This window comes from Arthrobacter sp. ov118, from assembly GCF_900116495.1.
Classification (GTDB): domain Bacteria; phylum Actinomycetota; class Actinomycetes; order Actinomycetales; family Micrococcaceae; genus Arthrobacter.
Genome location: NZ_FPAY01000009.1, coordinates 177,208 through 190,895, shown reverse-complemented (window position 1 = coordinate 190,895; position 13,688 = coordinate 177,208). Strand labels below are relative to the sequence as shown.

The following is a 13,688-nucleotide window of genomic DNA, read 5'->3' as shown; positions in this document are numbered from 1 at the left end:
GAAACGACTATACAGCAAGACTATGCATAGATACCGATATTTATGCATGGATCCCCCTGTGTGCGGAGACGTCCAGGTCGCCCACGGACGTATGCTTGGTGCAGGGTGATCCAGACCGTGCACTGCGAATGTCAGTTGCAGCGTTGCCCGTAACCCGTGACGAGGCCAACGCCCCATGACCGCCACTGCAACACTTCCCGCCCAAAAGCCGGCGCGGCCGCCCTCGGGCATTAGGCAACCCAACGCCGTCGTCCTGAGCTATTCGGAACTCCTGAAAAGCGTTAAGGCGGCTGGTCTCCTCGAACGGCGCGTGGGCTTCTACATCACCGTCTTCGCCAGCCTCGTGCTGCTGATGGCCGCCACCTGGTTCGGGTTCGCGCTGATCGGTGACAGCTGGTTCCAGCTCCTGATCGCCGCGGCGCTGGGCATCCTTTGCACTCAGCTGAGCTTCCTGGCCCACGAGGCCGGGCACCGCCAGATCTTCGCCTCGCGCCGCACGAATGACTGGGCCGCACGGCTGCTCGCCACCTCCGTGGCCGGCATCAGCTATTCGTGGTGGGAGCAGAAGCACGGCGCCCACCACAACCACCCGAACGTCATTTCCAAAGACCCGGACATCGCGCCCGGTCCCATCGCCTTCCACACCGAAGCGGTGGCGGACCGGCAAGGGCGCCTCGCGTTCCTGACCCGCAAACAGGGCTGGTTCTTCTTCCCGCTCCTGTTCCTGGTGGGCCTGGGGCTCCAGATCGATTCGGTCAAGTTCATCGTTCGCCGGGCCAAGGTCACGCACCGCTGGGTGGAGATCCCGATCCTCGCAGCCCGTCTCGCCCTGTTGCCGGTTCTCGCGTTCAGCTTCCTGCCCCTTGGCATGGCCTTCGCCTTCCTCGGTGTCCAGCTGGCGGTGTTCGGCTTTTACATGGGTGCGTCCTTCGCGCCCAACCACAAGGGGATGCCCGTGCTCCCGGCGGACAGCCGGGTGGACTTCTTCAGCCGCCAGGTCCTCACTTCCCGGAATATTTCGGGCGGACGCTTCATGGACATCCTGCTCGGAGGCCTCAACCGCCAGGCCGAGCACCACCTCTTCCCGGACATGGCACGCCCCCAGCTCCACCGGGCCGCGGAGATGGTCCGCGCTTACTGCGCCAAGCACCAGGTGCCTTACACGGAAACAACGCTGACGCAGTCCTACGGCATTATTGTCCGCTACCTCAACGACGTCGGGCTCGCCGCGGGCCGCCACTTCGAATGCCCGATGGCCGCCGTCACCCGCCGCTACTAACAGCACGCATCATCCCGGGCCAGCACGTGACGGCCCGTTACGGCCAGCCTCTTCAGGGTTGTCGCCGGTGTCCCTAGGATGGTCGAAGGGACCGGGATACAAAGCCCCGCCCGGAAGAGGAGTCATCTGATGCACGCAATCGTCGCCGGCCGGGCCGGGGGCCCCGAGGTCCTTGAGTTCAACGAGACGGCCCGTCCCGTTCCGGGGCCGGGCCAGCTGCTGGTCAAGGTCGCGGCCGTGGGCGTGAACTTCATCGACACCTACAAGCGCAGCGGCGTCTACAAGGTCAGCTACCCCTTCACGCCGGGCTCCGAGGCCTCTGGCACCGTCGAAGAGGTTGGCGAGGGCGTCACTGTCTTCGCCCCTGGCGACCGGGTGGCCACTGCGGAAGGCATCGACTGCTACGCGGACTACGCCCTGATCGATGAGGACAAGGCGCTCCCGGTTCCCGACGGACTGGACGATTTCACCGCTGCGGCGCTGCCGCTGCAGGGCGTGACGGCGCATTACCTGATCAATTCCACCTTCAAGGTCGAGGCCGGCCACACCGTGCTGCTTCATGCCGGCGCCGGTGGAGTGGGGCTCCTCCTGATCCAGCTGCTCAAAGCCAAGGGCGCCAAGGTCATCACCACGGTTTCCACGGACGAAAAAGAGCAACTGGCCCGCGGGGCCGGCGCCGACCACGTGCTGCGCTACGACGGTTTCGCGGACCGGGTCCGGGACCTGACGAGCGGCACCGGCGCAGACGTTGTGTACGACGGCGTCGGAAAAAACACCTTCGACGGCTCCCTGGCGTCGCTGCGGATCCGGGGCACGCTGGTGCTATTTGGCGGGGCGTCCGGTCCGGTGCCGCCGTTCGATCCCCAGCGGCTCAACGCGGGCGGCTCCCTTTACCTCACGCGCCCGACCATGGGCCACTACCTGCGCGACGCCCGGGAACGCCGCTGGCGCTCCGACGAAATCTTTGCCGCCGCTGCCGGGGGCAGCCTCAAGGTCAGGATCGGCGCCCGTTACTCCCTCGCCGAGGCCGGCCGGGCCCACGAAGACCTCGAACAGCGCCGGACCACCGGCAAGGTCATCCTGATCCCCTAACCGGTCGCCCGTCCGCGCGGTCCCCCGAACCGCGCGGGCAACACCATCCGTTCACCTCCTGCAGGGACAATGCGCCAGTGACTGAGCAACAGCTGACCCCGAGCAACACCCCACCCGCCGGGAGGGTGCGGAGTCTGACGGCGGAGGGCGCCCCCGCCCATGAGGCCCAGCTGCCTGGTGCGCAGTCCGCCCCGCCGGCGCGGACGCTGATCGACATCCTCGGCGACACCGCCGCCCGCTTTCCGGACGCTTCCGCCCTCGATGACAGCCACCGCTCGCTCAGCTACGCCCAGCTCATGGATGAAGTCCGGGCAACGGCGCGGAAACTGCATCTGGCCGGCCTGGGCGCCGGAGACAAGATCGGCGTCAGGATCCCCTCCGGCACCAACGAGCTCTACATCTGTATCCTCGCGGTGATGCTGGTCGGTGCCGCGTACGTGCCCGTGGACGCCGATGACCCGGACGAGCGCGCCAAACTGGTCTTCGGGGAAGCCAGGGTCGCCGGCATCCTCCGTGCCGGCGGGAAGATCGTCACCGACACCAGACACCCGCGGCCGTTCCCTCACGCCAGGCCGCCCGGCCCCGTGGACGACGCATGGGTGATCTTTACCTCCGGCTCCACCGGCACACCGAAGGGTGTTGCGGTGCAGCACCGCTCGGCCGCAGCATTTGTGGACGCCGAGGCCCGCATCTTCCTCAAGGACGATCCCGTGGGCCCCCAGGACCGGGTGCTGGCCGGATTGTCCGTCGCCTTTGACGCCTCCTGCGAGGAGATGTGGCTGGCCTGGCGCCACGGTGCGTGCCTCGTTCCGGCCCCGCGGGCGCTGGTCCGGACCGGGATGGACCTCGGCCCCTGGCTCATCAGCCACGGCATCACCGTCGTGTCCACGGTTCCCACGCTGGCCGCACTCTGGCCTGTCGAGTCGCTGGAAAGCGTCCGCCTGCTGATCTTCGGCGGGGAGGCGTGCCCGCCGGACCTTGCCGAGCGGCTGGCCGTCGAAGGCCGGGAAGTGTGGAATACCTACGGTCCCACTGAGGCGACCGTGGTCGCGTGTGCGGCGCGGCTGGGCACGGCCGGCCCCGTCCGGATCGGGCTACCGCTGGACGGCTGGGACCTCGCCGTCGTCGATTCGGACTCGTTGCCGGTCGCTGAAGGCGCGGTGGGCGAACTGATCATCGGCGGCGTGGGGCTGGCCCGGTACCTTGACCCGCTCAAGGACGCGGAAAAGTACGCCCCGATGCCGTCCCTGGGCTGGGAGCGCGCCTACCGTTCCGGCGACCTTGTCAGGTATGAATCCGAGGGCCTCATCTTCCAGGGCCGCGCCGATGAACAGGTCAAGCTCGGCGGCCGCCGGATCGAGCTCGGAGAAATCGACGCCGCCCTGCAGTCCCTGCCGGATGTCGCCGGTGCGGCCGCCGCGGTGCAGACCACCGCGGCCGGCAATCAGATCCTCGTCGGCTACCTTGCCGCCGTTTCCGGCCGGGACATCGACCTCGCGGCTGCACGGGACATGCTGGGCGGGAGCCTGCCCGCGCCCCTCATCCCGCTGCTGACGCTCGTCGATTCGCTGCCGACCAAGACCAGCGGCAAAGTGGACCGTCATGCCTTGCCCTGGCCACTTACCGGAACCGGGGCTGCCGAGGCCGATGGCGCCGCACTGAACCTGCCCGATGACGCGCAGTGGATCGTGGAGCAATGGAGCGCCGTGCTGGGAAGCCCGGTTACGAGCCTCGACGCCGATTTCTTTGCCTACGGCGGCGGCTCGCTGGCCGCTGCACAGCTCGTATCCGCCCTGCGCGTCCGCTATCCCACCATCACAGTGGCCGATATTTACGCGACGCCCCGGGTGGGCGCCTTGGTGGAGGAGTCGCGGCAATCGCTCCCGGAGGGCGGAATGATCGCCGCCCAGGAGCGCACCGTCCGGCCCACGGCACGGAAGTCGCAGGCCTTCCAGACGCTTCTGGGCGTTCCCCTGCAGATCCTTGTCGGCATGCGCTGGCTGACCTACCTGATGGCCGCCAACAACCTTCTGGCCGCCTTCGCCGGATTCAGCGCCGCGCCAACGCTCTCCTGGTGGTGGGTGGGCGCGTCCTGGCTGGTCTTTGTCAGCCCCGCCGGGCGGATGCTGCTCTCCGTTGCCGCGGCCCGCCTCCTGCTTCGCAACGTCGTGCCCGGCACGTATCCCCGGTCCGGGCGGGTGCACCTGCGGCTCTGGCTCGCAGAACAGATCCAGGACCTCGCCGGCGCCGTCAGCCTGGCCAGCGCACCCTGGGTGCCCTACTACGCCAAGGCCCTCGGCGCGAAGATCGGCGAGAACGTCCAGCTGCACTCGCTGCCGCCCGTCACCGGGCTGCTGTCCCTCGGCGCCGGATCCAACATCGAACCTGAAGTTGATCTGTCCGGCTGGTGGATCGACGGCGACCGTGTCCACATCGGCGCCATCCGCATTGGCCCCGGCGCGAGCGTCGGCGCGCGCAGCACGCTCATGCCGGGCGCCACCGTGGGTGCCGGGGCACAGGTGGCGCCCGGCTCCGCAGTGATCGGGAAGGTCAAAGCCGGGCAACTGGTGGCCGGGTCACCGGCCGAGCGCCGCGGCAAGGCCCGGCACTCGTGGCCGGACTCCCCTTCCGAACACCGGCTGATCGGCCGGCTGTGGTTCGCCGGCTTCGCCGCGGCGTCCGCCGTGCTGGCGCTCATCCCCCACGTCTCCGCTGCCGTCGCGGCCTTCGTGATCTTCGCCTTCATCCAGGGCCGCTCCTCGCTGCCCGCGGCCCTGCCCGGCATTGCGCTCTCGATACCCCTGGCGGCCCTGGCATGGTTCCTGACCAACCTGCTGCTGATCCTCGCCACAACCCGGCTCCTCAGCGTAGGCCTCGCAGAAGGCTACTACCGGGTCCGGAGCCGGATCGGATGGCAGGTTTGGGCGACGGAGCGGGTACTGGACCTGGCCCGGGACCTGCTGTTCCCGGTCTACGCCAGCCTCTTTACGCCGGTCTGGTTGCGGCTCCTCGGCGCTAAGGTCGGCCGCAACGTGGAAGCTTCGACAGTGCTGCTGATCCCGCGCATGACCACCGTGGGCGAAGGCGCGTTCCTGGCCGATGACACCATGGTGGCCTCCTACGAACTCGACGGCGGCTGGATGCGGATTGCCCCGGCCAAGATCGGCAAACGGTCCTTCCTGGGCAACTCGGGCATGACCGCGGCCGGGCGCAACGTGCCCAAGAACTCCCTCGTGGCAGTCCTCTCCGCGACGCCGGCCAAGGCGAAGGCCGGGACATCGTGGCTCGGCAGCCCGCCCGTGCGGCTGCGGCGCACCGCCATCGCCTCCGATGACACGCGGACGTACCAGCCGCCCCGAAAGCTGAAGGTCGCGCGCGCCCTGTGGGAGCTGTGCCGGTTCGTCCCGGTCATGCTGACAGTCGCGGTCGCCGTCGGCGTGATGCTCGCGTTCAACGCGCTGGCGACAATCTTCAACTATGGAATCGCCGCCGTCCTGAGCGGGGTGGTGGTCCTGCTGGCCGGGGCCACGGCCGCGGGCAGTGCCGTAGCGGCCAAGTGGCTGCTGGTGGGCCGCATCCGCCCCGGCGAGCACCCGCTGTGGAGCTCCTTCATTTGGCGGAACGAGGTGGTAGACACCTTCATTGAGATGGTCAGCGCCCCGTGGTTCGCGCGCGCTGCCACGGGGACGCCGGCGCTGGTGTGGTGGCTGCGGGCACTCGGCGCGAAAATCGGTGCGGGGACCTGGTGTGAAAGCTACTGGCTGCCCGAGGCGGACCTCGTCACCCTCGGCAGGAACTCGACCGTCAACCGCGGGTGCGTCGTCCAGACCCATCTGTTCCATGACCGTGTCATGAGCATCGACACTGTTACGCTCGATGACGGAGCCACCATGGGCCCGCACGGGGTCATCCTGCCGCAGGCGAGAATCGGCAACGGCGGCACGGTGGGGCCGGCGTCGCTCGTCATGCGGGGCGAAACCGTCCCTGCCGGGACGTACTGGATGGGCAATCCGGTCAGCCCGTGGGACGGGCCGGCACCGCCCGGCGGGACCCGGTAGGCCCACCCACGTCCACCAGCACTCCAACCGAAGGTCGGTCCATTGAGCACCAGTGCACCAAGCAGCAGCGGCGCCCCTGCTGCAGGCAGGACAACAGCGGGAGAACCAGCCAGTGAGCTTGCCCGGGAGGCCACGGTCGTAGCCAGCTCCCCGGATCCGTACCTGCCCGGCCACGGAACCAATGCCTACCGGGTGACCCGTTACGAACTCGATCTGGACTACCGGGTGAGCACCAACCGCCTCGCAGGGCATGCTGTCCTGCACGCCGTCGCGCAACACCCGACGTCGGCGATCGTCCTGGACCTGACCGGGTTGCGGGTCACCAAGATCCAGCTCGATGGCCGCAGGGTGCGCAGGTTTAACCAGCGGGACGAGCGGCTCCTCGTCTACCCGGACGGGCCGCTGCTCGCGGGCGAGGACTTCATCCTGGATATCCGCTACGAGGGCTACCCTGCGCCCCGCCGCGGAGTTTGGGGCGACGTGGGCTGGGAGGAGCTCTCCGACGGCGTGCTGGTCGCCGGCCAGCCCAACGGTGCTGCTTCCTGGTTCCCATGCAATGACCACCCGCGGGACAAGGCGAGCTATCGCATCACGGTGACCACTGAAGCGAACTACCGGGCGGTGTGCAACGGAGTGCTGCTGTCCCGTACCACCAGGGCCAGCCGTGAGACCTGGGTGTACGAGCAGGCCGAGCCGATGGCCACCTACCTCGCCACGGTCCAGATCGGGCGGTATGAGCTCCTGACACTCAATGCCGAGCGGCCGTCAGGACACGTCCCGCAGTATGCTGCCGTTCCCGCGTCCCTGGCCGCCGCCGCGCAGACCGCGCTGGCCCGCCAGCCCGGCATGATGCGGACCTTCACCAACTGCTTTGGGCCGTATCCATTCCCCGAGTACACCGTGGTGGTCGCCGGGGACGTGCTGGAGATCCCGCTGGAGGCACAGACACTGGCCATCCTGGGCCCCAATCACTTGCGGCAGGACTGGGACTCACAACGGCTGATCGCTCACGAGCTCGCCCACCAGTGGTTCGGAAACTCGCTCACAACCGCCACTTGGAAAGACATCTGGCTGCACGAGGGCTTTGCGTGCTACGCGGAATGGCTCTGGTCCGAAGAGTCCGGCGCGATGACCGTGGCACACCGGGCCCGCGCCGCTTGGCGCAGGCTGGCCGCCAGCGCACAGGACCTGCTGGTGGGTGACCCCGGCCCTGAGCTGATGTTTGACGACCGCGTCTATAAGCGCGGAGCCCTGACCCTGCACGCGCTGCGGGAGCGCTGCGGCGACCTCGCGTTCTTCGCCCTGTTGCACGATTGGACGGACCGCTTCCGCCACGGCACCGTAACCACTGCCGACTTCATCCTCGCGGCCGCCCACACCACCGGCCTGGACGCGGAGGCACTGCTGCACCCCTGGCTGTACGAGGAAGCCCTGCCGCCCTTCCCGCAGCCAGCGCCGAAGTTCTAGCGGCGGTTCTGCGGGCTATTCGCACAGGAGGCTAATCAGCCAGGGCGACGGCGGCCACGAGGTTCGCGGGCAGGCCGGTTTCCGCCGGCGGGAGGTCCCGGAGCCCGGTACGGCCCTTGCCGCCGGCCAGCACGTCGACCGTGTCCGGAGCCGTCTGCAGCCCCGTGCCGGTCATCTTGAGCCAGGCCTCCTTCCGTGCCCACAGCCGTGCCCTGGCCTGCAGCAGCGAAGCGCCGGACAGCCCGGCGAGGTCCAGCCGTTCCGCGGGGGTCAGCACGACGGCGTCGAAGCCCTCGAAGTCCGTCCGGGCGGGGTCCTCGGCGTCGATGCCCAGGCGCAGGCCCGGCTCCGGGTCCACGACCGCGGCCAGCAGGGTCCAGCCGGCGGCGCGGGACAGGCTGAGCAGCAGCGGCGCGGGCGCGCCCCGGAGCAGGTAGCCTGGCCGGCCATGCGAGACGTGCGCGCCGGTTCCGCATCGGGGGCAGCTGTAGCAGGCGGTGAGGTCCGACGCCGGCACGTCCAGCAGCGCGGCGGCGAGCTTCCGCTGGGCGAGCCGTCCGGCCAGGAACTCATCCCGGGCCGCCGGCTGGGTGATGGACCGCGCGCGTTCCAGTTCCGGCCCGTCCAGTAGCGCACGCGACTCCCGTTCCATCTCACGGGCCAGGTCGCGTTCCAGCTCGCGTTCCAGCTCGCGGGTCAGGGCGCCTTTCAGGTTCTCGGAGTCCTGCGGGACGCGAAAGGGCGGGCTGGCGCGCACAACAAGGTGTGATGCCATGACCCGCCCTTTCGTCTGGTTAGCGCTGGACAGCCCCGAAGCGTTCGTGGGCGGCGGCGACGGCGCCTTCACGCGCTGCCGACGCCTCGTCGGCCGTCAGAGTGCGGTCGTCGGCGCGGAAGCGCAGGCTGAACGCGAGCGACTTCTTGCCGTCCTCGATCCCCTTGCCGGCATAGACGTCGAACAAGGCGACGTCCTCGAGCAATTCGCCTGCGCCTTCACGCAGGGCCGCGAGCACCTCGCCCGCCGGCACGTCCTGCGGCACCACGAGGGCCACATCCTGGGTGGCCACCGGGTACGTGGAGATGTGCCGGGCCACGATCACATCGGCCGCCGCCTCGAACAGGGCGTCGGCGTTCAGTTCCAGCGCCACGGAGCGGGCGGGCATGTCCTGGGCGGCCAGTAGCTTCGGGTGCAGCTCACCGGCGTAGCCCACCACTTCGCCGGTGCGCAGCGCGATCTGCGCCGCCCGGCCCGGGTGGAAGGCCTGGTGCCGGCCCTGCGTTACGACAAGGTCAATGCCGAGCACGTCGCCGGCGACTCGGGCGACATCCACGGCGTCCGCCCAGTCCCAGGCCCGCGGGGTGTGGCCCGGGGCGGCAGGAGTGTCGTGCCCGGTCAGCAGGGCGCCGACGTGCAGCGGCTGGTCCGGGACGCCGTCGTACAGGCCGTCCAGCACCTCGTCGCTTGGCTTGACGCCCAGCGGCGGAATCGCGGCAGTGCCAAGCTGCTCGCCGGGCAGGAACACGAGCCCGGCCTCAAAGAGGGCAAGGTCGCGGAAGCCGCGGGAGTGGTTGCGCTTGGCTACCTCGATCAGGCCCGGCAGGATGGAGGTCCGCAGGAAGCCGTGCTCCTCGCTGATCGGGTTGGCCAGCTTGAGCGCCGTGCGCCCCGTGCCCTCGGTAGGAGTGCCGAAGGTGTCGTTGGCGGCCTTGGAAACGAACGGGTAGGCCAGCACCTCGGTGAGCCCTGCGTCGGCGAGGGCTTGGATCAGGCGGCGCCGCTGCTGCTGGACGCGCGTCAGGCCGCGGCCCGGTGGCGCCACCGGCAGGGTTGCCGGGATCTGGTCGTAACCGACCAGCCGGGCAATTTCCTCGGTGAGGTCATCCTTGGTTTCCAGATCCGGGCGCCAGCTCGGAGCGGTCACGGTGTGGGAGCCGCTGTTTTTTTCGACGACGGCGCCAAGGTCTTCGAGCGAGGTCACAATGTGATCCTCGGTGAAGTCGATTCCGATTCGGGCTGCGGGGTATCCCGCAGGGAGGTCGATGGTGACGGCGTCCGGCGCCGTCCCGACGTCGGTCCCGGCCGCATCCGCCGTACCGCCGGCGAATTCGACCAGCAGGTCCACCACACGCTGGGCGGCGACATCGGCCACGTGCCAGTCCACGCCACGTTCGAAGCGCTTGGACGCCTCGGACGGCAGCTTGTGGCGGCGGCGTGAACGGGCGATCGAAACTTCGTCGAAGTGCGCGGCCTCGACCAGGACGTTCGTCGTGGAGTCCGACACCTCGGTGTGGGCGCCCCCCATGACGCCGGCGATCCCGATAGGCCCGGAAGCGTCCGTGATCAGCAGGTCCTCGGCGTCGAGGGTGCGCTCCTTGTCATCCAGGGTGGTGATCTTCTCCCCTGCCGTGGCGCGCCGGACGACGATGTCGCCGGCCAGCTTGTCCAGGTCGTAGCAGTGGTTCGGCTGCCCGAGCTCGAGCATGACGTAGTTGGAGATGTCCACCGGCAGGGAGATGGACCGGATGCCGGCGAGCCGGAGACGGGAAGCCATCCACGGCGGGGTGGGCCGGGTGGCATCCACGCCGCGCACCGTGCGGGCCACGAAGCGGTCGCAGCCCGGCTTTCCATAGATGGGAGCGTCATCGTTGAGCTTGACGCCGAAGCCGCCGGACAGCGCCTCCGGAACCTGGACCTTGGACGCCGGGTCGGTGAACGAGGTGCCGGTGGCGTGCGCGTATTCACGCGCCACGCCGCGGATCGAGAACGCATAGCCGCGGTCCGGGGTCACATTGATCTCGGCAGCCTGGTCGTAGAGGCCTAGGAGTTCCATCGCATCGGTGCCGACCTCGGGATCCAGCCCGATCCGTGAGAGCACCAGGATGCCGTCGTGGTCCTCGCCGATGCCGAGCTCGCGGACGGAGGCGATCATGCCGGCGGACAGGTGCCCGTAGGTCTTCCGGGCAGAAATGTGGAAGTCGCCCGGCAGTACGGCACCCGGGAGGGTGACCACCACCTTGTCGCCTTCGACGAAGTTGTGGGCACCGCAGACGATGCCCTGCACGCCGGAGGGATCAATGCCCTTGCCGGTGAGGCTCTGCTGCTGGCCTTCGGGGACAACCCGGACCTGGCACCAGTTGATGGTCTTGCCGTTGGTCTGGGGCTCCTTGACGATGCTCAGCACCTGGCCCACCACCACCGGGCCCTGGAGGGTGTCCGTCGGGCGGTGGACTGCTTCTTCTTCAAATCCGACCTTGACGAGCTCGGCCATGACGTCTTCGGCCGTTGCTCCGGCCGGTACCTGCGCGAATTCGCGCAGCCAGGAAAGGGGGATACGCACTGTTAGATCTCCATCCCGAAGTGCTCGCTGAAACGTACGTCGCCTTCAATCATGTCGCGCATGTCGCCAACCTCATTGCGGAACATGAGGGTGCGTTCGATGCCCATACCGAAGGCAAAACCTGAATACACGTCCGGATCGATGCCCGCCGCACGCAGGACGTTGGGGTTGACCATGCCGCAGCCGCCCCACTCGATCCAGCTGGGACCGCCCTTGGCACCGGGGTGCCAGATGTCCAGCTCAGCGGATGGCTCGGTGAACGGGAAATAATTCGGGCGAAGCCGGATCTGGGCTTCATCGCCAAACATCTGGCGCGCGAAGTGCTCCAGGGTGCCGCGGAGGTCGGCCATGCTCAGCTTCTTGTCGATGGCCAGGCCTTCGAACTGGTGGAACACCGGTGTGTGAGTCGCGTCGAGTTCGTCCGTGCGGAATACCTTGCCCGGGCACAGCACGTAGATGGGCAGCTCGCGTTCGAGCATGGAACGCACCTGCACCGGCGAGGTGTGCGTACGCATCAGCAGGTGCGCTTCGGGTGGCTCGACGAAGAACGTGTCCTGCATGTCGCGGGCGGGGTGGTCCGGCTTGAAGTTCAATGCGTCGAAGTTGAACCATTCCGACTCGACCTCGGGCCCCTCCGCGATTTCCCAGCCCATGCCCACGAAGATGTCTGCAACGCGGTCCTGCAGCGAGGAGAGCGGGTGGCGGGCACCGGCCCGGCGTCGGCGGGGCGCCGCCGTGACGTCCACGGTCTCCTCAACGAGGATCCGGGCGTCGTTTTCGGCCTCGAGCTCCGCGGTGCGGTCGGCGAGCGCCTTATTGACGCGTCCCCGGGACGCACCCATGAGTTTGCCGGCCGCGGCTTTCTGATCCTTGGGAAGCGCGCCGATCTCACGGTTGGCGAGGCTCAACGCCGACTTTTCGCCGGTGTGAGCGAGGCGCACGGCCTTGAGTTCATCCAGGGTCGCGGCGGCGGCGATGGCGGCGACGGCCTGGTCTACGGCAGCGGTAATGGCGGCTTCATCCAAAGGATTCGGGACGACGGCGCCCGGCAAAGTTTCAGTCATCTACTGTTCTTAGCTACGAGTCGGATCATGCCAACGGTCCGCCCCACGCGCTCAGGGCGCGGGCACGGGTTGTCGGCAAGGCTGATTGTCACAGTTCCAGCCGGAATCGCTCCGGCGGGCACTGCCTCCAGTCTAGTAGACGGCTGTCGGCCGCCCGGCAACGGCTGGCTGAACATGACCTGCGGAACGAAAGAGCAGGAGGTACAGCCCGGCTACGATGGCCTCATGACGTCCGGACAACGGCTACGGCAGATCGCCAACATGCTGAACGGGTCCACCCTCCTGGGCCTGTTGTTGGCCGCCTGCGCCCGGACGAGCGTCAGCCCCGGTCCGCGCGGGCTGCTGATCGCCAGCCGTTACCACTGGCGGCTTCCACTCGCCGCGGCCTTCACTGTGGGCAACGTGGTCTTGTTCCGCGCCGGTCCGGAGTTCGCCCGCGAGAACCCGGCGTTGCTAAGACACGAGGAGCGCCACAGCACCCAGTACGCCTGCTGTCTGGGGCTGCCGTTCCTGCCCCTGTACTTCCTCGCAGCGGGCTGGTCCCTGTGGCGGACGGGCAACCCGGGGAGCTCCAATGTCTTCGAGCTCCACGCCGGGCTGGAGGCAGGCGGCTATCCCCGACCCGGCATGCCCTTGACCAATCCGCGGACCGGCCGGCGCCTCGGCGGGTTTGCCCCCGAACATCGTGGAGGCCTGCAATGACAGACAATCCCAGAAGCATCTCGGTGACGGGAACCGGTACTGCGGAGGCGGCGCCGGATCTGCTGACGTTGTCGGTCGGCGTTGAATGCCGCCGGGAGACCGTGGCCGAAGCCTACAGCGAGGCAGGGACACGGTCAGCCGCCATCACGTCGGCGCTGCGGCAGAACGGTGTGGCCAGTGCTGACATCTCGACCTCCGGGCTGAACGTCCGGGCAGAGGTGAACTGGCAGGACGGCCGGGGCCAGATCGTGACCGGCTACCTGGCCTCCAGCATGCTCACGATCAGGATTCGAAGCCTGTCCGCATCCTCGCAGATCATTGCCGCGGCCGTTGCCGCCGGCGGGGACGCCGTACGGCTGAACGGGCTGAGCCTCGGCTTCGCCGATCCCGCGGCTGTGGAGGCGCGGGCTCGGGAGGTCGCGTGGCAGGATGCCCGCACCACCGCCACGCACTATGCCGCCCTCTCCGGCGCCGGCCTGGGCAGGGTACTCTCCGTTACCCAACAGGTCGGCTTCCAGGCGCCCGTTCCGGTGGCGAAGATGCAGCGGGCGGTGGCGGCAGAATCGCTCACCGTTGAGGCCGGCGAGTCGAGCGTCACGGCTACAGTCGGCGTCGTGTGGGAACTGCTCGACTGAGATGCAATGCCGCGCCCTCCGGCAACATCCTTGACTTTGCGTCGAACATATAT

9 protein-coding genes are annotated in these 13,688 nt (G+C 68.5%); 6 read left to right on the top strand and 3 right to left on the bottom strand.

What is annotated here, in order from left to right; genetic code table 11:
* Positions 1–175: 175 nt before the first annotated feature.
* From BM372_RS16285 to BM372_RS16270, 4 genes are all read left to right on the top strand, one after another.
* Positions 176–1,279 carry a fatty acid desaturase family protein gene (locus BM372_RS16285; protein ID WP_090956485.1) on the top strand — a complete coding sequence of 368 codons (1,104 nt, stop codon included), beginning with the start codon at positions 176–178 and terminating at the stop codon, positions 1,277–1,279.
* A 126-nt stretch (positions 1,280–1,405) separates the two neighbouring features.
* A complete protein-coding gene (locus BM372_RS16280; RefSeq protein ID WP_090956520.1) occupies positions 1,406–2,371 on the top strand; it encodes a quinone oxidoreductase family protein in 966 nt (321 codons plus the stop codon).
* Between the two features lie 125 nt (positions 2,372–2,496).
* Positions 2,497–6,429 (top strand): Pls/PosA family non-ribosomal peptide synthetase, encoded by a 3,933-nt coding sequence (locus tag BM372_RS16275; protein WP_177236047.1) that lies wholly within the window; start codon positions 2,497–2,499, stop codon positions 6,427–6,429.
* 42 nt (positions 6,430–6,471) lie between these two features.
* Complete coding sequence (locus tag BM372_RS16270; protein WP_090956484.1) at positions 6,472–7,896, top strand: M1 family metallopeptidase; 1,425 nt, start codon at positions 6,472–6,474, stop codon at positions 7,894–7,896.
* Positions 7,897–7,927: 31 nt separating this feature from the next.
* On the opposite strand, the gene BM372_RS16265 is transcribed toward BM372_RS16270, so the two are convergent.
* The 3 genes from BM372_RS16265 to pheS are packed head-to-tail and all read right to left on the bottom strand — an operon-like array spanning position 7,928 to position 12,298.
* The gene (locus BM372_RS16265; protein WP_090956483.1) at positions 7,928–8,671 is read right to left on the bottom strand and encodes a 4'-phosphopantetheinyl transferase family protein; all 744 of its coding nucleotides are present in this window, start codon (positions 8,669–8,671) and stop codon (positions 7,928–7,930) included.
* Positions 8,672–8,690: 19 nt separating this feature from the next.
* Complete coding sequence (gene pheT / locus BM372_RS16260; RefSeq protein ID WP_090956482.1) at positions 8,691–11,234, bottom strand: phenylalanine--tRNA ligase subunit beta; 2,544 nt, start codon at positions 11,232–11,234, stop codon at positions 8,691–8,693.
* A 2-nt stretch (positions 11,235–11,236) separates the two neighbouring features.
* Positions 11,237–12,298 (bottom strand): phenylalanine--tRNA ligase subunit alpha, encoded by a 1,062-nt coding sequence (gene pheS / locus BM372_RS16255; RefSeq protein WP_090956481.1) that lies wholly within the window; start codon positions 12,296–12,298, stop codon positions 11,237–11,239.
* A 225-nt stretch (positions 12,299–12,523) separates the two neighbouring features.
* On the opposite strand from pheS, the gene BM372_RS16250 reads away from it, so the two are divergent.
* Positions 12,524–13,000 carry a hypothetical protein gene (locus BM372_RS16250; protein WP_090956480.1) on the top strand — a complete coding sequence of 159 codons (477 nt, stop codon included), beginning with the start codon at positions 12,524–12,526 and terminating at the stop codon, positions 12,998–13,000.
* Positions 12,997–13,635: an SIMPL domain-containing protein gene (locus BM372_RS16245; RefSeq protein WP_090956479.1), complete on the top strand. Its 639-nt coding sequence runs from the start codon at positions 12,997–12,999 to the stop codon at positions 13,633–13,635. The genes BM372_RS16250 and BM372_RS16245 overlap by 4 nt, the downstream gene beginning before the upstream one ends.
* Positions 13,636–13,688: the final 53 nt, after the last annotated feature.